Here is a 25449-nt window from a genome sequence, read left to right on the forward strand (position 1 = left end):
CGAGAACGTCGAATTCCGTCTCGGTGAGATAGAACACTTGCCCGTCAGCGACGAGACGATCGACGTCATCATCTCGAATTGCGTCCTCAATCTCTCGCCCGACAAACAGCAGGTGTTCGAGGAGGCGTATCGCGTGCTCTGTCCTGGCGGCAGAGTGGCCATTTCGGACGTCGTACTGACCGCGGCACTTCCCGACGAATTGCGGGCCGATCTCGACTCGATCGCGGAGTGTGTCGGCGGCGCGTCGCGGATCGACGAGGTGGAAACGCTTCTCGACCAGGCGGGTTTTCAGGATATCCAGATCGAACCCATCGACGAAACCCGCGACTTCATTCGGGAGTGGGGAGATGACCGAGACTTAGACGATGTCCTCGTCTCAGCGAGGATTACCGGAGCCAAACCGAGCGGATAGATCCGGTTCGCTACGTTCATCGGTCGAATTTTCGATCGGCGTCGCCGTTCGGTCTAGCCTGCTTCGAACGGACTTATCAGTGGGTTCCTCGATCGTTTCCGCGTCCCACGCACATCCCCGACAGTCCTGGCCGATCGCGCAGTTATTCGGACCGTCATTCCGTCGCCGTCACGCCTGCTTTGGGGGACCGAACGCGACGCGGCTGTAGACGGTTCGACTCGCATCGCGATCCCCGGGCGCGCGGTTGGCGGCCGATCGCTTGCCGGCCGCGACGCGAATCTATTTCAGCCACCGCCGACCAAAGACGAGCCAATGGTTTCGGAACTGTTCGATCCCGAGCGCTGGGAGCCGTTCGAACTGAACGACGACTTCCGCGATATCACCTACCACCGGGCGGTCGACTCCGGGACGGTGCGGATTGCCTTCGACCGGCCGGACGTCCGCAACGCCTTCCGTCCGGGAACCGTCGACGAGTTGTACGACGCCTTGGACCACGCCAAGCGCCAGACCGACGTGGGCTGTATCTTGCTGACCGGCAACGGGCCGTCGCCGAAGGACGGCGGCTGGGCGTTCTGTTCGGGCGGCGACCAGACGATCCGCGGCGAGGACGGCTATCAGTACGAGGGCGACGAGGAGCGGGCGTCCGAACAGGGTCGGCTCCACATTCTCGAGGTCCAGCGGCTGATCCGCCACATTCCGAAGGTCGTCGTCTGCGTCGTCCCGGGGTGGGCCGTCGGCGGCGGCCACTCCCTGCACGTCGTCTGCGACCTCACGCTCGCGAGCGAGGAGCACGCGAAGTTCCTCCAGACCGACCCCGACGTGGCCAGCTACGACGCCGGCTTCGGCTCGGCGTACCTGGCCAAACAGATCGGCCAGAAGAAGGCCCGGGAGGTGTTCTTCCTCGGGAAGACCTACGACGCCGAGGAGGCCGCGGAGATGGGAATGGTCAACGAGGTCGTCCCTCACGAAGACCTCGAGGAGACCGCCCTCGAGTGGGGTGAGCGGATCAACGCCAAGAGCCCGACGGCGATGCGGATGCTCAAGTACGCGTTCAACATGACCGACGACGGCCTGGTCGGCCAGCAAGTCTTCGCCGGCGAGGCAACCCGGCTGGGGTACATGACCGACGAAGCCGAGGAAGGCCGGGACGCCTTCGTCGAGGGCCGCGAACCGGACTTTGACGACTTCCCGTGGCACTACTGATCGCGGCGGTACTCGAGTGACCCGACTATGAACCGACGAACGTTCCTCCGACGGACGGCGCCGCTTTCGCTCCCGGCCGCGGCCGGCCTGGCGGGCTGTGCGGCGCCGGGGACCGAACCCGGAACTGACGGTGACGGCGAAGAGTCCGGGTCCGACGAGGGCGGCGAAGACATCACGGGGACCGCGCCGATCCCGATGCTCGACGACCCGCCGGACGCGGTGTACCTGCCGGGCCACCGGAAATCGATGCGGCTACTCGAGCCGGTCGCGGCCGGCGAATACATGCTGACGCCGATGCTCTCGTATCCGCATCCGTTCTGGGTCGTCACCGGAACCGATCGCCAGCTCGAGGAACTCGACGTCGGTCGCGGCGTGCACCTAATGCTCACCGTCTGGGATCCGGACACGGAGCGCGCGCTTCCCGTCGATATCAGCCCGCACGTGACGATCGAGCGGGCGGACACCGGCGACGAAGTCGCGTCGCGGTCGCTGTGGCCCATGCTCTCCCAGGAGATGGGGTTTCACTTCGGAGACAACGTCTCCCTGCCGGCCGACGGGAGCTACGCCGTCCGCGTCGCGCTGCCGCCGGTGCCGATCCGTCGGACCGGCGCATTCGCGGGGCGGTTCACCGAGCGCGCGACCGCGACGTTCGAGTTCACCTACGACCAGGCCTTCCGCGACGAGATCGTCGACGGCATCGACCTGTTAGCCCGGGACCGCTGGGGCGATCGGGGTGCGCTCGAACCGATGCCTCATCGAAACGGGACGGCGGCCGACGGTTCGGAGAACGGGCACGGCGGGCACGACGACGTCCCGTACTCCGCGCTGCCGCCGGCCGACGAGTATCCCGGTACCAGGCTCGTCGATCCGAACGCAGATGCCGACGCGACCGACGAGGACGGCCGCCTGCCGCGCAGCGGCGACGCGGTCGTCGTCGCGACGCTGTTCGAAGCGGGCTCGCGTCTGGTGGCTGGTGACGACAGTGGCGACGCTGGCGATGGTACCGACGGCAGTGACGACGCTGACGATAGCGACGACGGCCGCTACCTCCTCGTCTCGCCGCGGACGCCGTACAACCGCGTGCCGCTCTCGAACACGTCGCTGCGCGCCGTCGTCGAGCGCGACGGCGAGGCGGTCGCCGATCGGATGCTTCAGGCCACGCTGGACGACGAGTACGGCCTCCATTACGGCCGGACGCTCGCCGACGTTCGCTCGGGCGATTCGGTGCGGATCGTCGTCGAGTCGCCGCCGCAGACGGCCCGCCACCAGGGCTACGAGACGGCGTTTTTCGAGATGGAATCGGTCGAATTAGCGGTGCCCGGGGACTGACGCGGCGGTCGGCGGGCGGCGAGTCGCAATGCCAACGTTGACACTCTCTCGAGTGGGACACTCGACCCATGAGTACGGCCGAGGTCGAAATCTCACGGACGAAGGCGTGGCTGATGGCGGCCCGCCCGCAGACCTTGCCCGCGGCCGCGGCCCCGGTGATCGTAGGGACGGGACTCGCGGCCCACGAGGGCGTTTTCGCGCCGCTGCCGGCGTTTTTTGCCTTCGTCGGAGCGGCACTGATCCAGATCGGAACGAACTTCGCGAACGACTACTACGACGCGGTCAACGGCGCCGACACCGAGGACCGCGAGGGATTCACGCGCGTCACGCAGTCCGGGCTCATCTCCCCCGAGAAAGTCAAGCTCGCGACCGTCGTGACGTTCGGCCTGGCGATCCTCTCGGGAACCTACCTCGTCTACGTCGGCGGGCTCCCCATCCTCGTCGTCGGGCTGGTGAGTGTCCTCTGTGGCTGGGCGTACACCGGCGGCCCCTACCCGCTGGGTTATCACGGCCTGGGCGACCTGTTCGTCTTCGTCTTCTTCGGACTCGTCGCCGTGACGGGGACCTACTACGTTCAGGCAGCGGACGTCCTCGCGGCGCCGCTGACGACGACGATCCCCGACGGGACGGTCACGCTCGAGGCCGTCGCCGCGAGCCTCCCCGTGGCCGGCATCTCGACGGCCATCATCATCGTGAACAACGTCCGCGACTTGGAGACCGACGCCGCGACCGGCAAGCGCACCCTCGCCGTTCGGCTCGGCTACCGGTGGAGCCGCGTCGAGTACGTCGCCGCGCTCGCGCTGGCGTACCTCGTCCCGCCCTGGCTCTGGCTCGGCGAGACGGGCTTCGGCCCCGGCGTCCTGCTGCCGCTGGTCACGCTCCCCTACGCCGTCGTAATCGCCCGAACGGTGTGTACGCGAACGGACGGCGAGGCGCTCAACCCCGCGCTCGAGGGGACCGGCAAGCTGCTCGCGGCGTACGCGATCTGTTTCGCCGGGGGTCTGGTGGTGCTATGAGCGCGCACGAGGACCTCTCCCTCGAGTACCGATCGTTCTCGCTCGACCTCGAGGAACCATTCGAGACGGCCGACGGGACGATCGACACCCGGGACGGCTTCCTCGTTCGCCTGGTCGACCAGGCGGACGACGGAGACGCCGCCGACCCCGGCGACGAACCGCCCGTCGGCTACGGCGAGGCGACGCCGCTGCCCGGCTGGACGGAATCGAAAGCGGACTGCGAGCGAGCGCTCGACCGCGCCCGGGAGGCGCTCCGGGAGGGCGGACCGAGCGAGGCGCTCGAGGCCGTCGACCGGCAGGTCGCGGCCAGGCACGCGCTCTCGCTGGCGCTGGCGGACCTGCAGGCGACACGGAAGGCGACGCCGTTGTACCGCTATCTCAGCCAGGGGCCGATGGTCGGCCGGGTGCCGGTCAACGCGACGATCGGCGACGGGTCGCCGGACGAGACCGTCGCCGAAGCGCGCCGCGCGGTCGAGCGCGGCTTCGACTGCTGCAAGCTGAAGGTGGGGCTCCGCAGCGTCGAGGAGGACGTCGAGCGCGTCCGCCGCGCTCGCGAGGTCGTGGGCGATGCGGTCGAACTCCGGGCGGACGCCAACGAGGGCTGGACCTACGAGGAGGCCGAATCGGCGCTGGACGGGTTCGCGGACCACGGCGTCTCGATCCTCGAACAACCCCTCCCCGCGGGTGCCCTCGAGGGCCACGCGGACCTCCGAGAGCGCAGCCGCGGCGTCTCGATCGCGCTCGACGAGGGCCTGCTCGAGCACGGCGTCGACGCGATCTGCGAGGCCGGCGCGGCTGACGTCGTCGTCCTGAAACCGATGGCGCTGGGCGGGGTCGACGTGGCGCGCAAGGTCGCCGCCTGGTTGACCGAACTCGATATCACGCCGCTGGTGACGACCACCATCGACGGAGTCGTCGCGCGGACGGGCGCGGTCCACCTCGCGGCGGCGATCCCCGACATCCCCGCCTGCGGGCTCGCGACGGGCGAACTGCTCGCGGAGGACCTCGGCCAGGATCCCGTCTTACTCGAGAAGGGGTCGGCGGTCGTTCCCCAGGCGAAAGGCCTCGGCGTCGATGGGGTGTGGCGGCGATGATCGGCGACCCGGTCGACTGGCCGACGCGGGACCTGGTCGCCCACCGCGCGGCGACCACGCCCCAGCGGACGGCGCTGATCGACGTCGAGACGGACGCGAACTGGACGTTCCGCGAGTTCGACCGCCGCGTCGACCGCGCGGCGGTGGGTCTCCGGTCCGTCCTCGACCGCGACGGGGACGAGGGGGGAGACGGCACCGAACGGCTCGGCGTGCTCATGGACACCAGGCCGGCCTTCGCGACGCTCTTCTTCGCGGCGATGCGGACCGGGACGACCGTGGTCCCGCTGAACGTCCGCGAGACGGCGGGCGAACTCGCGGGAAAGGTCGATCGGACCGGTCTCGGGGCGATCGTCTGCGAGCGGGCGACCGAGGAAGCCGCGCTCGCGATTACGTCCGAGACCGACGATGGGGGGACCGACGTTGACGTTTACTCGGTGGACGACCCGGAAGTCGATCGGATACGGTCCCTGATCCCGCCTCGGGGGAGCACTGACGTGGATGCCGATCGCGACCGCGAGTCTCGGTCGGTCGATCCGGTTCCGCTCGACCGCGATGACGAACAGCTGCTCATGTTCACCTCTGGCACGTCCGGCCGCCCGAAGGCCGTCCGCCTGACGGTCGGCAACCTGGTCGCGAGCGCGACCGCCTCCGCGTTCCGGCTGGGGGTCACTCCCGACGACCGGTGGCTATGCTGTCTCCCGATGTATCACATGGGCGGCCTGGCGCCCGTCTTCCGCTCGGCGCTGTACGGGACGCCGGTCGTGATCCAGCGCGAGTTCGACGCGGACGCGACGACCCGCGTGCTCGCCGATTACGACGTGACCGGGGTCTCGCTGGTTCCGACGATGTGCAAGCGGCTGCTCGACGCCGGCTGGGAGCCGACCGACGCCCTGCGGTTCGTCCTGCTCGGCGGCGCGCCCGCCACGGACGAGTTGCTCGCGCGTTGTCGCGACCGAGGCGTGCCGGTCCACCCGACCTACGGGATGACCGAGACGGCGTCCCAGATCGCGACGGCGACGCCGGGCGAGACCGCGACCCACGAGGGAACCGTGGGTCAGCCGCTGCTCTTTACCGACGTGACCGTCGTCGGCGAGGACGACAATCCGGTCGATCCGGGCGAGCAGGGCGAACTCGTCGTCTCGGGGCCGACGGTGACGCCCGGCTACCTCGACCGAGACGCGACCGAGGCGGCGTTCGGCGAGCGCGGACTCTACACCGGCGACGTCGGCTACCGCGACGACGACGGCCGGCTGTGGGTCCTCAATCGCCGCAGCGACCGCATCGTTACCGGCGGCGAGAACGTCGACCCGGGCGAAGTGCGCGCGATTCTCCGGTCGCACCCCCGCGTCGCGGACGCCGCGGTCGTCGGCCTCGCGGACACGGAATGGGGCGAGCGGGTCGCGGCGCTCGTCGAGCGCGACTCGCCGGCCGGCTCGGGTTCGGACGGCGACGGGGGCCACGAGTCCCTCAACCTCGACTCGCTGCTCGCTCACTGCGATGCCCGTCTCGCCGGCTTCAAGCGGCCGAAGACGATCGGCGTCGCCGATTCGCTCCCCCGGACCGCGTCGGGCACGATCGACCGCGAGGCGGTTCGGGAACGGCTTCGCCAGGCGGGGACGGACGCGACCGAGGTGACGTGACGCCGGGCGCGCCCGCCGACGCTGATCGGCATTGACGGCGTTTCTCGTCGCCGGTTCCGCTTGAATCGGAGTTAAGACGCTGGCTCTCCTAGTGGGCCCCGTGTGTACGCTCACCCTCGCCTGGCGAGTCTTCGACGACGCGCCGGTCGCGGTCGCCGCGAACCGGGACGAAGCGTTCGGGCGGGAGTCGGTGCCGCCCGCCGTCTATCGCGACGAGCCGCTGGCGGTCGCCCCGCGGGACGCCGAGGCCGGCGGCACCTGGATCGGCTACAACGAGCACGGCGTCTTCGTCGGCATCACGAACAAGTGGACCGACGCCGACCTCGCCGGCGAGCGCTCGCGGGGGCTGCTCGTCGCCGACGCCCTCGCGGCCCGCTCGGCCGCGGAAGCCCGGTCGATCGTCGAGGACGCGACCGCAAACGCCGAGTACGACGGCTTCTATCTCGTCGTCGCCGACGCCGACCAGGCCGTCTGCTATCGGTGGGACGGCTCGCTCTCGGCGACTGAGTTCGAGCCGGGTGTCCACGTCGTCGTCAACGTCGCGGTCGACGACGAGGTCGACGCGCCGTCGATCCGAACCGACGCGGGACGCGACCAGGCGGCGAACGCGCGGGCGGTTCGGGAGGTGCTCGCAGCCGGCCCGAACGAGACGGCCGCGGAGTGGCTCGAGCGAGCGGGCGCGGTCTTAGGCGACCACGAGTACGGCGTCTGTATCCACCGAGACGGATTCGGAACCCGATCGTCGTCGCTGATCGCCCTCGGACCCGAGACCGCGAGCTACGAATTCGCGCCGGGGCCACCCTGTCGGACGAGCTACCGGCCCGTCGATATCGCCGCCGACATCGGTAGCGACCGCGATATCGACAGCACCGCGGACGGCATGGAAGTCGAGGACGACCGAGGAGTCGGCGGCGTTGACGGGGAAGGGCACATTTAAGCGGCTCGCCCCCCGTCGTATGGACATGGACGCACTCCTGCCTGTAGCGACGCGCACGGAGAGGTGGTCGCCGTGAGCGTGTCTGCGGCCGAAGCCGAACTCACCGAGGACGAGCGAGCAGGTCTCGAACTCGTCCGCGAGACCGGCGGCATCCACCAGAGCGACTTCTGGAAGGAACTCGGCGTCTCCTCACGCAAGGGCAGCCGGATCGTCGAATCGCTCGTCGAGAAGGACCTGGTCGACCGGGAGGAAACGGTCTACGACGGGCACAACACCTACTACATCGCGCCGACCGCCCGCGATCTGGATTTCACGCTCCTGATGGCCGGCGACATGCTCTCGCCGTTTATCGGCGAGGAAGAGGTCGATCCCAACAGCGACGCCTTCTCGCAGTGGATCATGAACCTCGCGTACGAGGAGTAACGATCCGGCGCCGTCGACCGACGCGAGAGCGTGGCGACGGCCGCTGGACGATGGCCTGGTCGATCGGATCGACCGATCGGACGAGTTCGAGACCGAGACCGAGAATCAGAGACCGTATTTTGATTTTTGCCTACCGAATCGACGACGCTACTCGTCGCGGTCGAGCGCTTCGATGAATCGCCGGTGCACTTCGCGCACAGCCCGTCCCGCGTCCGGCTCCGGCCGGTGACGGCCTGCAGTTCGAACCGGCCATTCCGTGGAGCCGGAGCAAGGTCTAGCAGGGTTCCGTCGTCGGACTAGTAGCGACCGATCCCTGACCGATCGGCCCGTCGATCGCGACGGGATCGGCGTCGAGCCGCCGATCAGGCGAGCGCGCTTGCGGCCCGGATCAGCCGCGCTTCGCTGAAGGCGGGACCGACGAGCTGGAGTCCGACGGGGAGCCCGTCGGTCTCGCCCGCCGGGACCGAGATCGCGGGCAGGTCCGCGAGGTTGACGGGAACGGTGTTCGCGTCGGCCAGGTACATCTGGAGCGGATCGTCCAGGCTCTCGCCGAGTTCGAACGGCGGGACCGGCATCGTGGGGCTGGCGAGCACGTCGGCCTCCGAGAGGGCCTCGTCGAAGTCCTGCTTAACCCACGCTCGGGCGTCTTGGGCCTTCTTGTAGTACTTGTCGTGGTACCCCGCCGAGAGCGCGTACGTCCCCAGCAGGATACGGCGCTTGACCTCGTCGCCGAAGCCTTCCTCGCGGGTCTTCGCGAACGTCTCGTTCCAGTTCCCCTCGGCGTCGCTCGAGTGGCCGTAGCGGACGCCGTCGAACCGCGCGAGGTTCGAGGAGGCCTCCGACATCGCGATCACGTAGTAGGCTTCGACGGCGTGCTCGACGGAGGGCAGGGAGACCTCGTGGTACTCTGCGCCCCGGTCCTCGAGGTCGGCGATGGCGTCCCAGAAGGTCTCGACGACGCCCTCGTCGGCGCCGTCGAGCAGTTCCGTTGGCACCCCGATCGAGAGGCCGTCGACGTCCCCGGTCGCGGCGTCGACGTAGCTCGCGTCGTCCTCGCGCGGCACCTCACGTGTCGTCGCGTCGCGCTCGTCGCTCCCGGCGATCACGTCGAGCAACTGCGCGGCGTCCTCGACGGTCTCGCCGAAGGGACCGATCTGCTCTAAGCTGTTCGCGTAGGCGACCAGGCCGTACCGGGAGACCAGGCCGTAGGTGGGCTTGATGCCGACGACGCCGCAGAAGGCGGCGGGACAGCGGACCGAGCCGCCGGTGTCCGAGCCGAGCGCGACGTCGGCCTCGCCGGCGGCGACCGCGGCCGCCGAACCGCCCGAGGAGCCGCCCGGAACGCGACCGGGCGCAGCGGGGTTGTCCACCGAGCCGAAGTGGGAGGTCTCGTTGGTCGTTCCCATCCCGAACTCGTCCATGTTGGCCTTGCCGACGATGGTCGCGCCGGCCTCCTTGAGGCGGGAGACGACCGTCGCGTCGTACGGCGGGACGTAGTCCTCGAGCATCGCCGAGCCGCAGGTCGTCCGGACGCCCGCGGTCGAGATGTTGTCCTTGACGGCGACGGTCGTGCCGGCCAGCGGCCCGTCGTCGGCGCCCTCGATCCGCTCCTCGGTGATGAAGATGTTCTCCGACATGGTTACGAGACGTTCGGGCCTTTGAAGTAGCCGTCCTCGGTCTCCGACGCGTTCCGGAGCGCCTCCTCGCTTTCGAGCGAGGGGCGTTCCTCGTCGGGGCGCATCACGTTCGCGAGGTCGGCGTCGCGGTCGACTTCCGGCACCTCGTCTAGGGTCTCGAAGTACTCGAGGATGTCCGCGAACTGCTCGGTGAACCGGTCGACCTCGTCGTCCGCGAGGTCGACGCGAGCGAGCTCCGCGACGTGGCGGACCTCCTCAGGATTGACGGCGTCGTCGCTCATACGTGTCCGCACCGGCCTGCAGGGAGTAAGGGTTTCGATACGCCCGGCGCGGCGGCCTGAACGCTCGCCGAACCGCCGGGAGCCCGCCAAATCAGTTGCACAACGTGATATTGACGATTTCTAATACGTTATTAGCGAACCGATCGGAACGACGCAACCGGGATAACCGACCTATACTCAAGACCGATCCCGTCGCGCGTCCCGGTATGCACTGCGACAACTGCGACGCCGACGAGGTCGCGTACACGCTGACGACCTACGTCGAACCGGACGATCAGGAGGACGTCGAACTGCACTTCTGTTCGACCGACTGCCTCCGCGTCTGGACGTGACGGCGGGGATCGCTGCGCTCGACCGATCGACGAGCCAGCGACGCGTCTCCGACCGTCGTCTCCGTCGGACCAGGCGAGGTCCTCGGCGATCCGCGAGACGCGAGTCACCGTCCCTCGCTACCCCCAACCGATATGACCGCTCGCGGTGCAGGTCGCAGTAAATGAGTTCGACGCCGCGAGCGAGCGCGACGGCGGACGCCCTCGAGGCCGCCGTTCCGCGATCGGTCGATGCGACCGCGACTCGCCGCACCGTCGACGGCGTCGAGCTACACGTCGTCGCCGCCGGCGACGACTCGGCCCCGCTTGTCGTTCTCCTCCACGGGTTCCCCGAGTTCTGGTACGGCTGGCGGACTCAGATCGGGCCGCTCGTCGAGGCCGGCTACCGGGTGCTCGTCCCCGACCAGCGCGGCTACAACCTGAGCGAGAAGCCCGCGGGCGTGCGACCCTACCGGACTCGCGAACTCTCCCGGGACGTCGCCGCCCTGATCGCGACCGAGGGCCGGGACCGGGCGCACGTCGTCGGCCACGACTGGGGCGGCCTGGTCGCCTGGGACCTCGCGCGCCGCCATCCGGCGGTCGTCGATCGGCTCGCGATTATCAACGCGCCGCATCCGACCGCGTACCGCCGGCAGCTGCTCGCGAACCCCGAGCAACTGCGCCGGAGCTGGTACGCCGCCGGCTTTCAGCTCCCGTGGCTTCCCGAACGCATCTGCCGGTACGACGACTACCGGCTGCTCGAACGCGCGCTTCGCGGAACTGCCGCGCCGGGAACGTTCAGCGACGACGATCTGGCGCGCTACCGTCGCGCCTGGGATCGAGCGGGCGCGCTCACCGGCATGCTCAACTGGTACCGCGCAGCGGCGCGGTATCCGCCGCGGCCGTCGACCGAACGGGTCGACGCGCCGACGCTCGTCGTCTGGGGTGCGGACGACGTCGCGCTCGTCTCCTCGCTGGCAGTCGACAGCGCGCAGTTCTGTCGCGATTCGCGCGTCGAGGTGCTGCCCGAAACGAGCCACTGGGTTCCTCACGAGAAACCGGCCCGCCTGGCGACCCTGCTGCGCGAGCACTTCGGGTCGCCGGACGCCGGTCGGGCACGAGGATAGTCGGTAGCGCGTCACGCCGTCCGGTGACGGTCGCGTCTTCGTCGTCGGTTCGATCGCCCAGTCCGCTGCTTCGACCACCGGCACCGCTCCAGGGTCGCGATCGCTCGGACGGGCGTTCGAACGTGTTCGCAGCTAGTGGGATTCCCACGCGGCTGGAATCGAACGAATATATTCGTAGGCACCGGGATATAGATCCGGACGAAACACGTTCGTATGGCTCACGCGACCCTCACTATCACCCTGCCCGAGGAGGTCTGGATCCAGCAGCTATCGACCGACTACCCCGAGTCCACCTTCCAGGTCCTCGCGGCCGTCCCCGGTTCCGAGACCGGCTTCGCCCTCGTTCGGGTCACCGGCGCGTCGGTCCCCGACGCGATCGAGGACATGGACGATCACCCGCAGCTCACCGAACTCACGCTCGCCCAGTGGGCGGACAACGAGGCGACGGTCCACTTCGAGACCACGGCCCCACTCCTGCTGTTCTCCGCCCGCGAATCCGGGCTGCCGATCGAGTTGCCGATCGAAATCCGAGATGGCCAGGCGACGATCGAGGTCACCGGCTCCCGCGAGCGCCTGGCCGAACTGGCCGATCAGCTCGAGCACTTCGGGTTCCAGTACCGGATCGAGCACGTCCGCGAGCGACTCCACGAGAGCCAACTGCTCTCGGAGCGCCAGCTCGAGGTGGTCGCCGCCGCGGTTGAGCAGGGGTATTACGACACCCCGCGTCGCTGTTCGCTGACCGAGCTGGCCGACCACCTCGACATCGCCAAATCGACCTGCAGCGAGACGCTCCACCGAGCCGAAGAGGCCATCATCAAGCGGTTCGTCGACGACCTGCCTGGCGTCGCCGGAGACGGGAGTCTCGAAGATCAGCTCGCGAGTACGTGAGCAGCCTCGGTTCGCTGTGGCATGGGCTATTTGGAAGTCCCGACCGCCGAAACCACGAAATCGGTACTGTTACTTGGCTCGAGCAGACGAGCCGATCTGTGTCATTGATACTCATTCTCTCGGCTGAAATACGGCGCTCAGTCTCCGTCTGACTCTCGGAGAGTACGGCGTTCGTGTTCGTGAGTAGACAGGGTCGTTCGATCCCTCTTCGAAATATATCACCGAACAAGTTCGGGTCGATTCTCACAGGCTGGAAATCGGGTTTACATTTCATCCGAGTTGGGTTGCGAGACGGGGAATGAGGATCACAAATGAACGATTTCAAGTGCATGCCGTCGAGTACCTCCGGCATGACACCAGTGTCATATTCAGAGGTGTTCTGATCTAATGAGCACGGACGATGAATCATTCCACCCGCTCGGGGACGAGTGGGAAGACGAACTCGAGACGATGCTCGACGATACCGAGTACGACAGCCAGCTCGGTATGGACATGGCCCGTGACGCGATGCGCGTCACCAAGGGCGAACTCTCCGAGGCCAAATTCCACGAGAAGTATCACGAGGACGTGATGGAGGAGTTCGGCGAGGACGAGCGCCCGACCAAGGAAGCCTACGAGGCTGCCAAGGAAGAGACCAAGGGCACCGTCTCCCGGATGCTCAGCAAGTTCGACGGCGACGGCGAGGAGACCCGTCGCGAGACGATGAAGAAGATGGGCGTCGGTGCGGCGGCCGTCGGGGTCGGTGCCTTCGGCGACGCCGTCGACGGTCCTCAGAGCCTCGCCGAAGAAGAAGGCCCGCACAGCGAATCTCAGGAGGTCCATGAGCGAGACGTCCAGTGGGGGATGACGATCGACCTCGAGCGGTGTGACGGCTGTCTCTCCTGTATGACCGCCTGTACTGAGGAGAACGACCTCGATCAGGGTGTCAACTGGATGTACGTCATGGCCTTCGAGGACGAACTCACCTCCTCCCCGTCCCCGGAGCCCACCGTGGAGGGCGGGAACAGCGACTTCAACATGCTCGTCCGGCCGTGCCAGCACTGTACGGACGCCCCCTGTGAGAAGGTCTGTCCGACCACGGCCCGTCACACCCGCGACAAGGACGGCCTGGTGCTGACCGACTACGACGTCTGTATCGGCTGCCGGTACTGCCAGGTCGCCTGTCCCTACGGCGTCAACTACTTCCAGTGGGACGAGCCCGACACGTCCTACGACCAGATCGCGGATAATCAGAACGTCGACGACTCCGACGAAGTCACGCACGCCGAGTACGACCACGGCGAGCGCTGGGTCGACAGTCGCTCCCCCCGCGGCACGATGAGCAAGTGTACGATGTGCCCGTCCCACCAGGACGGCAACCGCGGCGACGACATGCGCGGGACGACCGCCTGCGAGGAGGCCTGCCCGCCGAACGCGATCCAGTTCGGGAACGTCAAGGACGAGAAGAGCGACGCCAGCCAGCACCGCGAACACCCGATCAAGAGCCGGGCCGTCATCGACGTCGAACGCGACGTGCCCTCGGTCGACACGATCGACGAGAACCTCAGCGAGGACGACGACCTCGCGTCCGCGACCGAGGCCGTCGAGGACCTCGACACCGAGCTCGTCAGTATCATGAAGGCGATCGAGATCGCCAGCCAGGACACCGAAACCGATCCGGGCGAGGAGGAGAACAACACGATTCTCCAGAAGCAGGAGACGATCCTCGAGTCCCTCGAGGCGCTCGAACAGTACGTCGACCTCGAGAGCGAGGACGTCCTCACCGAACTGCGACTCGGCTCCGGCGAAGCCGAGGACGCTCAGGTCCGGCTCCAGCAGTTCGCCGGCAACCCGAGCGCGAAGTTCAAGCTGCTCGAGGACATCGGCACGCACCCGAACATCACGTACCTCGGTCAGGAACCCGGTCCGGAAGCCGAGCAGGTCGACGGGCCGACGAAGTACGAGGACGTCGGGCTGACTGACAAGCGTCAGGATGTCCTCGACGAGGGAACGGTCGGTCACGTTGACGGTGTCTCACTATGAGCACGAAAACGCCGTCCGAGGAGGACATCCTCCGACCGATCAACACGTTCACGAAGAAGTACGTCATCCTCTATGGCGCCGCAGCCCTGGGGCTCGTGGCCTTCCTCGTGGCCTGGTCCTACCAGCTCCGGGAGGGCATGATCGTCACCGGCCTCGGCGACTGGGGTACCGGTGGCGGCTCGACCTGGGGCCTGTACATCGGCGCGTTCATCTGGTGGGTCGGCGTCGCTCACGGCGGCATCATCCTCTCGGCCGCCGTCCGACTGCTCGGCATGGATCGGTACATGCCGATCGCCCGTATCGCGGAGCTGACGACGATCGGCGGTCTCTCGGCCGCCGGCTTTTACATCCTGGTCCACATGGGCCGTCCGGACCGGATGGTCACGAGCGTCATCGGTCACTACCACATCACGGTCAACAACTCGCCGCTGGTGTGGGACGTGACGGTCATCACGGCCTACTTCGTGCTGTCAGCGACCTATCTCGGGCTGACGATCCGGTACGACGTCGCCCGGCTGCGTGACGACCTCCCTTCGTTCGCACCGAAGGTCGGGGGCGTTCAGCTTCCGGACCTGTACGGACTGGTCTACAACGTGCTGACCTTCGGCTACACGAAGAAAGAAGACAAGATCATCGAGCGGATGGTCTGGTGGCTCGCGGCCGCGGTCATCATCATGGCCCCGCTCCTGCTCCACGGCGGCGTCATTCCGTGGCTGTTCTCGGTCCTCCCGGCGATGCCCGCCTGGACCGGCGGGATCCAGGGGCCGATGTTCCTCAGCATCGCGCTGATGTCGGCGATCAGCGGCGTGACGATCATCTCGTACTCGTTCCGCCGCGCCTACGACTGGGACCACATCATCACCGACGACATCTTCCGCGGGCTGCTCCTGTGGCTCGGGTTCTTCACCCTGTTGTTCCTGTGGTTCCAGCTCCAGTACGTCCTCAACGGCATCTTCCTCGGTCCGCTCGACCGGGCACACGCGTCTGAGGCGAAAATCGCCCACCCGCTCTACCGCATCGCGATCGGGATGATCTTCGCCACGCTCGTGTACATCTTCCTGCAGGCGATCCGCCCGGCGCTGTTCAGCAAGAAGCGGGCCCTCATCGCCAGCTGTGCGATTCTGGCCGGGACGCTGACCGAGAAGGTCCTGTTCGTCGTCGAAGGCTTCATGGACCCGCACTTCAACATCTACGCCGCGACGCCCGGGGAGTACTTCCCGAGTGTGATCGAGTGGCTGTCGCTCGTCGGGACGGCCGGTCTGGTCGCACTTTTATTCCTCAACGTCTCGAAGTTGGTCCCAGTGGTCGAGCTCCACGCGATCGAACACCTGCGCGGTGACCACGATCACGAGCACGAGCACGAGCACGAGCACGAGCACACTGACGCGACCGAACCCGAGGTGGAAGCATGAACACAGCAATCGCAACTCTCCCGTCGAAAGTCCTGTACCACGGCTACGACGGCACCGCCGGCTTCACCGGCTTCGCCAACGAGGGGACCTGGATCATCTTCGCCGTCATCCTTGTCCCGGTCTACATCATGCTCGCGGCCTGGTTCCTCGGTGAACCCCGCGACACGAAGACCGGACTGCTCGGCGTGAGCTACCTGGTCGGTCTGACGACGACGATGTGGGTCTCGATGCTGGTCCTGACGGTACTGATCGGCCTCCTCTTCTACGGCGGCGCGCCGGAGCCGTTCAGCAGCGTCGGCCCGCCGTCGTAACGTCGTCCGTATCGCATCCGAACACGAGTACCGCGGTTTCATTTTTCGCAGCCGAAATCCGACACAGCCACGGCCGGCGTCTCGCAGATGCGTCCGCCGGCAGCCGGAGTCCGTGCCGCCTGTCGAGTCCCGAACCATCACACGTATCCCGTTCCGCACCCTTCCTACGGCTAGCACATCGCCACTATGAGCATCACTGAACACGAACTCGAAATCAAACTCGAGGAGGTCGAAGACCCGGACATCGGCGAGGATATCGTTTCGCTGGGCCTGGTCAACAACGTCTCCATCGACGACGAGACCGCCCGGATCTCGCTGGCCTTCAACGCGCCCTACGCCCCCTCCGAGATGGAGATCGGCAATCAGGTCCGCGACGTCATCGAAGACGCCGGCCTCGAGGCCGACCTGCGCGCACACGTCGACGAGGAACACGGTTTCGACGACGAGGTCCTCCCGCGGGTTCGCAACGTCATCGCCGTCTCATCGGGGAAGGGTGGGGTCGGCAAGACGACGGTCGCGGCTAACCTCGCGGCCGGCCTCGAGAAACGCGGTGCGATGGTCGGCCTGCTCGACGCGGACATTCACGGGCCGAACATCCCCCGTATCCTGCCGGTCGAGAGCGACCCCGGCGTCACGCCCAACGAGGAGATCGTCCCGCCGCGGTCGGACGGCGTTCGGGTCATCAGCATGGGCCTCATGATGGAGGAGGAAGACGACCCCGCGATCCTCCGCGGCCCGATGGTCAACAAGTTCATGATGAAGTTCCTGGAGGGCGTCGAGTGGGGCCGCCTGGACTACCTCATCGTCGACCTGCCGCCGGGGACCGGCGACGCGACGCTGAACCTGCTGCAGTCGATGCCCGTCACGGGCTCGGTCGTCGTCACGACGCCCCAGGAAATGGCCTTAGACGACACCCGCAAGGGGATCCAGATGTTCAACAAGCACGACACCCCGGTGCTGGGCGTCGTCGAGAACATGAGTTCGTTCATCTGTCCGTCCTGTGGCGACCAGCACGGCCTGTTCGGCACCGGCGGCGCGGAGACCATCGTCGACAAGTACGACGTCCCGCTGCTGGGCCAGATCCCGATCCACCCCGACTTCGGGGCCGACGGCAGCGAGGGGGCGCTCGTCAAGGACGACGACAGCGAGGTCCAGAGCCACCTCGAGGACCTGGTCGGCGAGGTCGCCAACCGGATCGGCGAGGCCAACCGCCGGACGGTCGCGGACAACGTCGAGCACGAGCCAGCGAACAAGCTGCCGACCGAGACGGAAGACTGAGTCGGGTCCCGCTCGCGCAGTCCGCTTCTCTTCTGCTCCTTTCCTCTCCGTCCCCCTGTCGTTATGGTGCCGTCCGTCCAACCGTCAGTTCATGCTCGATCGATACGCCGATTCGATCGCCGATCTCGAACCGGACGACGGCGACGTCGAAACCGCGGAACTGGTCGTCACCGACGACGTCCTCGTGAAGGCGTTCGCGCTCGGCCCGGGCGCCGAACTCGAGCCCCACGAGCACGCCGACAGCACGAACGTCTTCCACGTGCTCGAGGGAACGGTGACCGTGATCCAGGGCGAGGAGAGCGAGGCAATCGAAGCGCCAGGCGTCGTTCATCACGAGCGCGGCGTCGACCACGGCGCGAGAAACGAGACCGACGAGACGGTGGTGTTCACGGCGAGCCTCTGTCCGCTGCCGTCCTAACCGGCGAGGACGCGAGTTATTCTCCGTCCGCGTCGGCCCCGACCGGCTCGGGAGCGTCCCCGTCCGCGAGCAGCGACGCGACGTACTTGCCGACGTGGTCGTCCATCCGTCGCTTGTAGCCCGCCTGGCGAGCGAGCCGATCGAGTTCGCGAGCGACCAGACTGCCGTACTGGACCGCCTTCTTGTCCCGGTGGGCGACCTCGTCTGGCAGATACCAGGCCGCCACCTGCCGGAAGCCGCGCTTTCGCCGCTCCTCGTCGGCCAGAAGCTCGTCGGGCAGGCGCAGCGCTGCCTCGACCACGGCGTCGTGGAGGAACGGCGCGACCGGCGCCAGGCCGGTCGCCTCGATCGTCAGGACGTCCCGCGGGAGCTGGTCGGGGAGGCTTCGGATCTGCTCGCGGACGGCGCCGCGGACCGTCTCGGCGTCGACGCGGTGATCGAGCCGGACGACCTTCTCGTAGCCGCCGAACAGTTCGTCCGCGCCCTGGCCGACCGCGAGCGCGTCGAACCCGTCGGCGGCAACGCGCTCGCCGACGAGAGACAGCGGCAGCGCGATCTGGACGTCCATCGCGTTTGTCCGGCCGGTCGCCCGCGCGACCTCGGGAACGGCGCGTTCGAGATCTACCGGTTCGAGTTCGATGACCGTGAGGTCGCGGCCCATCGCGTCGGCGGCCGTTCGTGCGGCCTCGACGTCGTGGCTGTCCGGGAAGCCGACGACGTACAGCGGCGCGTCGAGCAGTTCGGCGACCAGCGCCGAGTCGACGCCGCCGGAGAAGGCGACGGCGATCTCGCGGTCGTCCCGCTGGGCGGCCTCGGTCGCCGTCCGGATCGCGTCGTCGAGGGCTTCGAGCGCGGCATCCCGATCCGCGGGGTCGGGATCAGGGAGCGTCCAGCGGGACGCCTGGCCGGCCACCGGATCGTCGACGGGCGCGACAGTCCCCGCCGGAAAGAGCGTCGGCTCCTCGAGCGCGGTCGGCTCGAACGACCAGGTCGGCTCGTCGGGGTCGGAATCGGTCTCGGCCCCCGATTCGACGAACAGGGGCACCCGCCCGAGCACGTCGCGAACGAGTCGGCCGTCGACCGCGCCCGCGAACCCGGTCGTTCCCGGCAGCGGTTCGCCGGTATCGAGGGCGTCGCGGACGGTCGTCGGCTCGGCGCCGCGGAGCGCGGCGTCCGCGTCTGTGTCCGTATCAGTCATCGGAATAGTTTCAGAACGTGGCCCACTCGGCGCGTGACGCCGCCGGCGAACTGCTGAATGCTGATGTGCCACGGCGTCCGTTTCCCTTCGACGGTCGTCTTCCCCTCCGCGATGGCCGCGAGGATTGCGTCGGCCGATCGTTCCTCGGCGTCGACGCGGGTGACCGCCTGGCCGACCATCTCGCTGATGTGGGCGTCGCTGCCGGCGGTCATCGGCAGGTCTCGCGAGCGGGCGTAGCGCTCGGCCTGGCGGTTGGCTCGGCCGGTGAACAGCCGAGAGTTGTAGACCTCGATCGCGTCGCCCAGCGCGAGTTGCTCGCGGGAGATGCGGGCCATCACGCCGTGGCGAGACTCCTGGAAGGGGTGGGGGATCACCGCCAGGCCGCCCTGGTCGTGGATCGCTTCGATGGTCGACTCGTAGGAGAGCCCTGGCGGGACGGCCTCCTCGAGACCGAAACCCAGGATGTGGCCGGCCTTGCTCGAGATCTCCATACCGGGGATCCCGACGAGACCGTAGTCGGCGGCGCGCTCGGCGGCCGCCAGGCTCGCGTCGATCTCGTCGTGGTCCGTGACCGCGATCGCGTCGAGGCCGACGGCTTCGGCCTGCTCGAGGATGAGATCGACAGGGTCGCGACCGTCGTAGGACAGCGACGAGTGCGTGTGAAGTTCGACCGACAGCACGAATGGTTGTTTTTCGCGATTGATCAAAAGCGCCCCGATAAGCGGACGCCGTCGAACTCCCCGATGCTGGACGATGCTGGGCCGAACGAGGGCGATATCGGCGGCCGTTGCCGCGAGCCGACCGCAGCGACCGCGCCATTACGTTGCGCGGGAGTTCGGAGCGATCGACGACGAACCGCACGGATCGCTGCAACGACGACCTGCCGCCGAATCAATACACGAACGTGCATATGGAAACCCATTTACCGACCGACTTTCATCACTTAGATGAATGAGTCTTGCCGATTCGGACCGCGAACTGGTCGTCGCCGAGTTAGACCGGGAGCCGACTCGGGCAGAGGCGGCGCTGTTCGAGAACCTCTGGAGCGAGCACTGCGCGTACCGCTCCTCGCGACCCCTGCTGTCGGCGTTCGACAGCGAGGGCGAGGGGGTCGTCATCGGGCCGGGTGACGACGCGGCGGTCGTCGCGCTGCCGGGCGAAGACGAGAGTGGTGATGGCGACGGTGAGAACGCGACCTACGTTACGCTGGGCATCGAGAGCCACAACCATCCGTCCTACGTGGATCCGTTCGATGGCGCCGCGACGGGCGTCGGCGGCATCGTCCGCGACACCCTCTCGATGGGCGCCTACCCGATCGCGCTGGCCGACTCGCTGTACTTCGGCGAGTTCGACCGCGAGCACTCCAAGTACCTCTTCGAGGGCGTCGTCGAGGGGATCAGCCACTACGGCAACTGCATCGGCGTCCCGACGGTCGCCGGCAGCGTCGATTTCCACCCCGACTACGAGGGGAATCCGCTGGTCAACGTCGCCTGCGTCGGCCTGACCGACGAGGAGCGCCTGGTCACTGCCGAGGCTCAGGAGCCGGGAAACAAGCTCGTCCTGGTCGGGAACGCCACCGGCCGCGACGGGCTCGGCGGGGCCTCCTTCGCCAGCGAGGACCTGGCGGAGGACGCCGAGACCGAGGACCGACCCGCGGTTCAGGTCGGCGACCCCTACGCGGAGAAGTTGCTGATCGAGGCCAACGAACAGCTCGTCGACGAGGGCTTGATCGAATCGGCCCGCGACCTCGGTGCCGCCGGCCTCGGCGGCGCCTCGAGCGAGCTGGTCGCCAAGGGCGGGCTCGGCGCCGAGATCGAACTCGAGCGGGTCCACCAGCGCGAGCCGAACATGTCGGCACTCGAGATCCTGCTCGCGGAGTCCCAGGAGCGGATGTGCTACGAGGTCGAGCCCGAGAACGTCGACCGCGTGTGCGAGATCGCCGAGCGGTTCGATCTCGGCTGCTCGGTCATCGGCGAGATCACCGAGGGCAACTACGTCGCCACCTTCGAGGGCGAGACGGTCGTCGACGTTGACGCCGAATTCCTCGGCGAGGGCGCGCCGATGAACGATCTCCCGTCTGACGACCCCGAACAGCCCGAGACCGAGCTCCCCGAGGTCGACCTCGCGGAGGCCGTCGAGACCGTCGTCGCCAGCCCCAACACCGCCTCGAAGCGGTGGGTCTACCGCCAGTACGACCACGAGGTCGGCGTGCGCACGAGCGTCGGCCCGGGCGACGACGCGGCGATCATCGCAGTCCGGGAAGCCGACCAGGGGCTCGCGATCTCGTCCGGCGCCGCGCCGAACTGGACCGACGCCGCGCCCTACGAGGGCGCCCGTGCGGTCGCGCTCGAGAACGCGACGAATATCGCGGCCAAGGGCGCGACGCCGCTTGCCGCCGTCGACTGCCTCAACGGCGGCAACCCGGAGAAGCCGGACGTCTACGGCGGCTTTACCGGAATCGTCGACGGCCTGGCCGAGATGTGCGAGACGCTGTCGACGCCGGTCGTCGGCGGGAACGTCTCGCTGTACAACGACTCCGTCGCCGGCCCGATCCCGCCGACGCCGACCCTGGCGATGATCGGCGCGAAAGAGGGCTACGACGCGCCGCCGCTGTCGGTCGAGTCCGAAAGCGAGAGCGAGCTGGTCCTCGTCGGCGACCTCGGCCTCGAGCGCGGCGAGTGCCGCCTCGGCGGCTCCGAGTACCTCGCCCAATTCGACGGCAGCGACCGGTTCCCGGCCCTGCCCGACGAACCCGCGGCCCTGATCGAGGCCCTCGCCGCGGTCGCGGACGACGACGCGACGCTGGCCGTCCACGACGTCAGCCACGGCGGCCTGGCCGTCGCGCTCGCCGAGATGGTCACGGACGAGGCCGGCCTCGACGTATCGCTGCCCGGCGACGACCCCACGGGCGAGCTGTTCCACGAACAGCCTGGCCGCGCGCTGATCCAGACCGAGTCGGTCGACGCGGTCCGAGAGGCGTTCGACGGCGTCGCACCGGTTTACGAACTGGGGTCGGCGACGGGTGACGGCGCCCTCGCGATCGACGTCGGCGACGAGACGATCGCGACGGATGCGGCCGAGATCGGCGACCTGCGCGAGACGATCGAGCGCGAACTCGAGTAACCGCTCCCGCCCCTGCCCCCGGCCGCGGTCCGGTTCCGTTTCGAGACACGTTCACTGTCGCGATCGATCGGCAGCGGATCGACCGTCGGCGATCCGAAATCCGAATTCGGCACGCGATTCCCGTTCGATTCTCCGGTATCTTGATATGCGCCGGGGACGATTTGACCGACGAACCGATAGTCCCAGAGCCCCCGATGCCCACCGATACTCCGTCCGTCCTGATCGTCGAAGACGAACCCGACCTCGCGAGCCTGTACGCCACCTGGATCGGCGACGAGTACGACGTCGAGACGGCTCACGACGGCTCCGAGGCGTTAGACGCCATCGACGAGACGACCGACGTCGTTCTCCTCGACCGACGGATGCCGGGGCTCTCCGGCGACACCGTCCTCGACGCTATCCGTGACCGATCGCTCGACTGCCGGGTCGCGATGGTGACGGCGGTCGAACCCGACTTCGACATCGTCGAACTGGGCTTCGACGACTACCTCGTCAAACCCGTCTCGAAGGACGAACTGGCCGAGACCATCGACCAACTGTTGCTCCGGTCGACGTACGACGAGCAGCTTCAGGAGTTCTTCGCGCTCGCCTCGAAGAAGGCGCTGCTCGACGAGCAAAAGACCGAGGCCGAACGCAAAGCCAGCCAGGAGTACGCCGAACTCGAGGACCGCCTGGCCGTCCTCCGCGTCACGGTCGACGATACGATGCGAGAGCTGCTGGATCAGGGCGGATACCGGCAGCTCTGTCGGGATATCGTGCGCGAATCCGTGGCCCAGGAGTAGCGGGTAGCGACCGGCCGGCCCGCTGCCGCGGACCGGCTCGGGTCGGTGGTAGCTGCTTATTCGATGCGCTGTTCGAGCGTCGTGATATCCCGGATCTCGATCCGCGTCCCGCCGTTTTGCCCGTTGGTGACGGTACACGTCCAGTCGTGGGCCTCGGCGATGGCTCGGACGAGCGCGAGGCCGAGCCCGTCGATCGCGGTGTCGTCGTCGGCGGTCGGGTCGAGCACCCGGTCGTGTGCGGTCGGCGGGATCTCCGCGGCGTCGTCGAGCACGAAGAAGCCGCGGCTGCCGCGGTCGTCGAAGCCGACCAGGCCGATCTGGATCGTCACGTCGCCATCGGCGCCGGCGCGGGCGACGGCGCTGTCGAAGGCCGTCTCGAGGAGGTGGACGAACCGGTCGGGGTCGGCTCGAAGCGCAGCTGCGGCGTCGACGACGACGGCGTCCTCGTCGAGGCGGGAGTCGCGGACCGCGTCCTCGACGGCCGATTCGAGGCGGAGCCGGCTGCGCGGGCCGACGGCGGTGGCGTTGCGGGCGAACTCGCGGACGTCGTCGACGAGCCGTTCGGCCCGGTCGAGGGTCGTCTCGACGGCGTCTTCCGCGAGCGGGAACTCCCACTCATCGGTCTCGATCCCGGCTCCGGCTTCGGTTTCGGTTCTTCCCTCGGCCCCGGTCCCGTCGGCAGCGAGCGCGTCGGCGACGGCCTCGAGTTGGCGTTGCAGATCGTTCGAGAGAACCTCGGCGACGGCCTCGAGGCGCTCGGTCTGGCGTTCGAGTTCGGCCGTCCGGTCTCTGAGAACGCGCTCTCGCTGGGCGCGATCGAGGGCGGCGCGCGTGTTCTCGACGAGCGTCGAGAGGAGTTCGACGTCGGTCTCGTCGAACTGGTCGGGTTCGAGCGAGCCGGTCATGAGCACGCCGTGGGTCCCGATCGGCGCGATGATCTCCGAGCGGATCGGCGTGTCGGGGTTGTAGAGGTCGTCGACGGTCGCGAGGTCGTCGAACCGCTCGACCTCGCCGGCTTCGAAGACGTCCCAGACGAGCCCCTCGCCGGGGTTGAACCGTGGAAGGCCGCCGAACTCGTCGTAAGCGCCGGCGGTGCCGGCGATCGGCTCGAGGTAGCCGTGTTCCTCCTCGAGCAGCCAGACACCGCTGATCGGGAGTTCGAGCAGGTCGCTACCCGAGTGGACGGCGATCGCACAGATCTCCTCGGGATCGTCGGACTCCAACAGCCACCTGGTGATCTCGTGCAGCGACGTGACGACGCGCTCGTACTCGTGGCGGTCGGTGACGTCGCGGACGACGGCGGCGACGGTCGCGGTGTTGTCTTCGACGGGCACGAACCGGAACTCGCCCATCCGATCGTCGCCGTCCGGACCGGTGTAGGGCAACTCGAGTTGGCGACGATCGGCGTTGCCGACGTCGACGTCGGTAATCGCCCGGCCGATCGCGACGGCGTCCTCGTCGGCGATTCCCGCCTGGTCGGTCAGCGTTTCGACGTGTTCGCCGACGAGCGCGGTCCGGTCGGCGCCGAGGACCGCCTCGGTGGCCCCGTTGACCGTGACGATCTCTCGGTTCCGATCGAGCGTGACGACGGCGTCCCGGATCGCCTCGACGACCGCGGCGTGTTGGGCCAGGGTGGTCTCCTGGGCCTTCCGCTCGCTGACGTCGCGCATGTAGACCGACAGACCTGATTCCGAGGGATAAGCTTTCGCCTCGAACCAGGTCTCCAGATGCGTGTGGTAGATTTCGAACGAGACCGGGACCTGTTCGTCCATCGCGCGGTGAAAGCCCTCGGGGAACTGCGTCTCGACGGTCTGGGGGAACTCGTCCCACATGACCCGGCCGATCAGCTCCTCACGGGAGCGTTTCAGCAGCGTCTCGGCCCGTTCGTTGAGGTAGGTGAACCGAAAGCCCGTATCGAGGGCGAAGAAGGCGTCGGTGACGCGGTCGACGATCGGGACCGATCGCGTCGTCACGGCTTGCCACCCCCGCGCTCGCTCTCGTCCGGCGGGCCTGGCTCCCCCTCGTCGAGACAGACCTCGCTCACAACCGTTGGATACATCGACAGGCAGTCACGACATAATTCGTGAACGTCCTATTTCAGTGTCGTGGCCGAACGACGGCGTGCGCTCCAGTCTCACGACGCAGCCGACTTACCGCGCGACCGCCGTCGGGCGGCGCTTCGCCCGGGAACACGGATCCGTTCGTGGCCGCCGTCACGACGACCGTGACGTCGCTGATGACCCGGTGAGGACGCGCAACCGGCATCACGGGCCGAGCCGATCGCGAGTCGGTTCCCGGTTTCGGGTGCGAGAGACACTCACGCCGGAGTGGGCCGGTGATTCAGGCAGGCAGCTTATTACGTCCGACTGGGTAGGGACCGTCGCTATGACTGGGTTCGTCGGCCGACTTTCGGTACTGGGTGGTATCGCGACCGTCATCGCGGTGGGGATCATTCTCCTTGCGGGCGGCTTCGTCGAGTTCGGACTGAACGACGGGTGGCGATCCGGGGTCGTCCCCGGCCTCGCGCTCTTCCTCCTCTCCGGCCTGATCGCGGCCTGGTACGAATCGGGCGACCGCGACGAGAAGTCGTCCTGAGCGAACGCCGGGTTT

The 25449-nt window shown here is 67.8% G+C and carries 24 protein-coding genes; 19 read left to right on the forward strand and 5 right to left on the reverse strand.

Annotation, left to right across the window (positions count from 1 at the left end):
* From BMY29_RS05495 to BMY29_RS05530, 8 genes are all read left to right on the forward strand, one after another.
* On the forward strand, window positions 1-412 hold a 412-nt coding region (locus BMY29_RS05495; RefSeq protein ID WP_143067657.1), incomplete at its 5' end, for a methyltransferase domain-containing protein.
* 312 nt (window positions 413-724) lie between these two features.
* Entirely contained in the window at window positions 725-1615 is an 891-nt protein-coding gene (locus BMY29_RS05500; RefSeq protein WP_049990528.1) for a 1,4-dihydroxy-2-naphthoyl-CoA synthase, read from the forward strand.
* A 27-nt stretch (window positions 1616-1642) separates the two neighbouring features.
* Window positions 1643-2944, forward strand: a complete 1302-nt coding sequence (locus tag BMY29_RS05505) for a DUF7350 domain-containing protein (RefSeq protein ID WP_049990527.1) — start codon at window positions 1643-1645, stop codon at window positions 2942-2944.
* A 68-nt stretch (window positions 2945-3012) separates the two neighbouring features.
* Window positions 3013-3960 carry a 1,4-dihydroxy-2-naphthoate polyprenyltransferase gene (locus BMY29_RS05510; RefSeq protein ID WP_049990526.1) on the forward strand — a complete coding sequence of 316 codons (948 nt, stop codon included), beginning with the start codon at window positions 3013-3015 and terminating at the stop codon, window positions 3958-3960.
* On the forward strand, window positions 3957-5054 hold the full coding sequence (locus BMY29_RS05515; protein ID WP_049990525.1) for a mandelate racemase/muconate lactonizing enzyme family protein: 1098 nt from the start codon (window positions 3957-3959) through the stop codon (window positions 5052-5054). The genes BMY29_RS05510 and BMY29_RS05515 overlap by 4 nt, the downstream gene beginning before the upstream one ends.
* The gene (locus BMY29_RS05520; protein WP_049990586.1) at window positions 5051-6694 is read left to right on the forward strand and encodes a class I adenylate-forming enzyme family protein; all 1644 of its coding nucleotides are present in this window, start codon (window positions 5051-5053) and stop codon (window positions 6692-6694) included. Before BMY29_RS05515 ends, BMY29_RS05520 begins: the two co-directional genes overlap by 4 nt.
* Window positions 6695-6794: 100 nt before the next feature.
* Window positions 6795-7631: an NRDE family protein gene (locus BMY29_RS05525; protein ID WP_049990524.1), complete on the forward strand. Its 837-nt coding sequence runs from the start codon at window positions 6795-6797 to the stop codon at window positions 7629-7631.
* 72 nt (window positions 7632-7703) lie between these two features.
* The gene (locus tag BMY29_RS05530; protein ID WP_049990585.1) at window positions 7704-8054 is read left to right on the forward strand and encodes a helix-turn-helix transcriptional regulator; all 351 of its coding nucleotides are present in this window, start codon (window positions 7704-7706) and stop codon (window positions 8052-8054) included.
* Window positions 8055-8416: 362 nt separating this feature from the next.
* On the opposite strand, the gene gatA is transcribed toward BMY29_RS05530, so the two are convergent.
* Both gatA and gatC read right to left on the reverse strand, forming a co-directional pair.
* Window positions 8417-9691, reverse strand: a complete 1275-nt coding sequence (gene gatA, locus BMY29_RS05535) for an Asp-tRNA(Asn)/Glu-tRNA(Gln) amidotransferase subunit GatA (RefSeq protein WP_049990523.1) — start codon at window positions 9689-9691, stop codon at window positions 8417-8419.
* A gap of 2 nt (window positions 9692-9693) precedes the next feature.
* Window positions 9694-9972 (reverse strand): Asp-tRNA(Asn)/Glu-tRNA(Gln) amidotransferase subunit GatC, encoded by a 279-nt coding sequence (gene gatC, locus BMY29_RS05540; protein ID WP_049990522.1) that lies wholly within the window; start codon window positions 9970-9972, stop codon window positions 9694-9696.
* A 206-nt stretch (window positions 9973-10178) separates the two neighbouring features.
* On the opposite strand from gatC, the gene BMY29_RS21580 reads away from it, so the two are divergent.
* The 8 genes from BMY29_RS21580 to BMY29_RS05575 all read left to right on the forward strand — a co-directional run bounded on the left by BMY29_RS21580 (window position 10179) and on the right by BMY29_RS05575 (window position 17736).
* The gene (locus BMY29_RS21580) at window positions 10179-10304 is read left to right on the forward strand and encodes a hypothetical protein (protein WP_275041249.1); all 126 of its coding nucleotides are present in this window, start codon (window positions 10179-10181) and stop codon (window positions 10302-10304) included.
* Between the two features lie 161 nt (window positions 10305-10465).
* Entirely contained in the window at window positions 10466-11407 is a 942-nt protein-coding gene (locus tag BMY29_RS05545) for an alpha/beta fold hydrolase (RefSeq protein WP_049990521.1), read from the forward strand.
* Between the two features lie 213 nt (window positions 11408-11620).
* Complete coding sequence (locus BMY29_RS05550; RefSeq protein WP_049990520.1) at window positions 11621-12295, forward strand: helix-turn-helix domain-containing protein; 675 nt, start codon at window positions 11621-11623, stop codon at window positions 12293-12295.
* Between the two features lie 387 nt (window positions 12296-12682).
* Window positions 12683-14317, forward strand: a complete 1635-nt coding sequence (locus tag BMY29_RS05555) for a 4Fe-4S ferredoxin N-terminal domain-containing protein (RefSeq protein WP_049990519.1) — start codon at window positions 12683-12685, stop codon at window positions 14315-14317.
* On the forward strand, window positions 14314-15729 hold the full coding sequence (gene nrfD / locus BMY29_RS05560) for an NrfD/PsrC family molybdoenzyme membrane anchor subunit (RefSeq protein ID WP_049990518.1): 1416 nt from the start codon (window positions 14314-14316) through the stop codon (window positions 15727-15729). The genes BMY29_RS05555 and nrfD overlap by 4 nt, the downstream gene beginning before the upstream one ends.
* Window positions 15726-16040 (forward strand): hypothetical protein, encoded by a 315-nt coding sequence (locus BMY29_RS05565; protein WP_049990517.1) that lies wholly within the window; start codon window positions 15726-15728, stop codon window positions 16038-16040. The genes nrfD and BMY29_RS05565 overlap by 4 nt, the downstream gene beginning before the upstream one ends.
* A 186-nt stretch (window positions 16041-16226) precedes the next feature.
* Window positions 16227-17318 carry an Mrp/NBP35 family ATP-binding protein gene (locus BMY29_RS05570; RefSeq protein ID WP_049990516.1) on the forward strand — a complete coding sequence of 364 codons (1092 nt, stop codon included), beginning with the start codon at window positions 16227-16229 and terminating at the stop codon, window positions 17316-17318.
* Window positions 17319-17409: 91 nt separating this feature from the next.
* Entirely contained in the window at window positions 17410-17736 is a 327-nt protein-coding gene (locus BMY29_RS05575) for a cupin domain-containing protein (protein WP_049990515.1), read from the forward strand.
* Between the two features lie 16 nt (window positions 17737-17752).
* Here the strand turns inward: BMY29_RS05575 and BMY29_RS05580 are convergent, their stop codons facing one another.
* Window positions 17753-18934, reverse strand: a complete 1182-nt coding sequence (locus BMY29_RS05580; protein ID WP_049990514.1) for an asparagine synthase C-terminal domain-containing protein — start codon at window positions 18932-18934, stop codon at window positions 17753-17755.
* Window positions 18931-19614: a PHP domain-containing protein gene (locus BMY29_RS05585; protein ID WP_049990513.1), complete on the reverse strand. Its 684-nt coding sequence runs from the start codon at window positions 19612-19614 to the stop codon at window positions 18931-18933. Before BMY29_RS05585 ends, BMY29_RS05580 begins: the two co-directional genes overlap by 4 nt.
* 271 nt (window positions 19615-19885) lie before the next feature.
* On the opposite strand from BMY29_RS05585, the gene purL reads away from it, so the two are divergent.
* Both purL and BMY29_RS05595 read left to right on the forward strand, forming a co-directional pair.
* On the forward strand, window positions 19886-22057 hold the full coding sequence (gene purL / locus BMY29_RS05590; protein ID WP_049990512.1) for a phosphoribosylformylglycinamidine synthase subunit PurL: 2172 nt from the start codon (window positions 19886-19888) through the stop codon (window positions 22055-22057).
* 194 nt (window positions 22058-22251) lie between these two features.
* Window positions 22252-22839, forward strand: coding sequence for a response regulator transcription factor (locus tag BMY29_RS05595; protein WP_049990511.1), 588 nt, complete (start codon window positions 22252-22254; stop codon window positions 22837-22839).
* 56 nt (window positions 22840-22895) lie between these two features.
* Here the strand turns inward: BMY29_RS05595 and BMY29_RS05600 are convergent, their stop codons facing one another.
* Window positions 22896-24812 (reverse strand): PAS domain-containing protein, encoded by a 1917-nt coding sequence (locus BMY29_RS05600; protein ID WP_049990510.1) that lies wholly within the window; start codon window positions 24810-24812, stop codon window positions 22896-22898.
* A 412-nt stretch (window positions 24813-25224) separates the two neighbouring features.
* Here BMY29_RS05600 and BMY29_RS05605 point away from each other — a divergent pair, with 412 nt between their 5' ends.
* Window positions 25225-25434 carry a hypothetical protein gene (locus BMY29_RS05605; RefSeq protein ID WP_049990509.1) on the forward strand — a complete coding sequence of 70 codons (210 nt, stop codon included), beginning with the start codon at window positions 25225-25227 and terminating at the stop codon, window positions 25432-25434.
* The last annotated feature ends 15 nt before the right edge of the window (window positions 25435-25449 follow it).

The organism is Natrinema salifodinae, from assembly GCF_900110455.1.
In the GTDB taxonomy this organism is placed as follows: domain Archaea; phylum Halobacteriota; class Halobacteria; order Halobacteriales; family Natrialbaceae; genus Natrinema; species Natrinema salifodinae.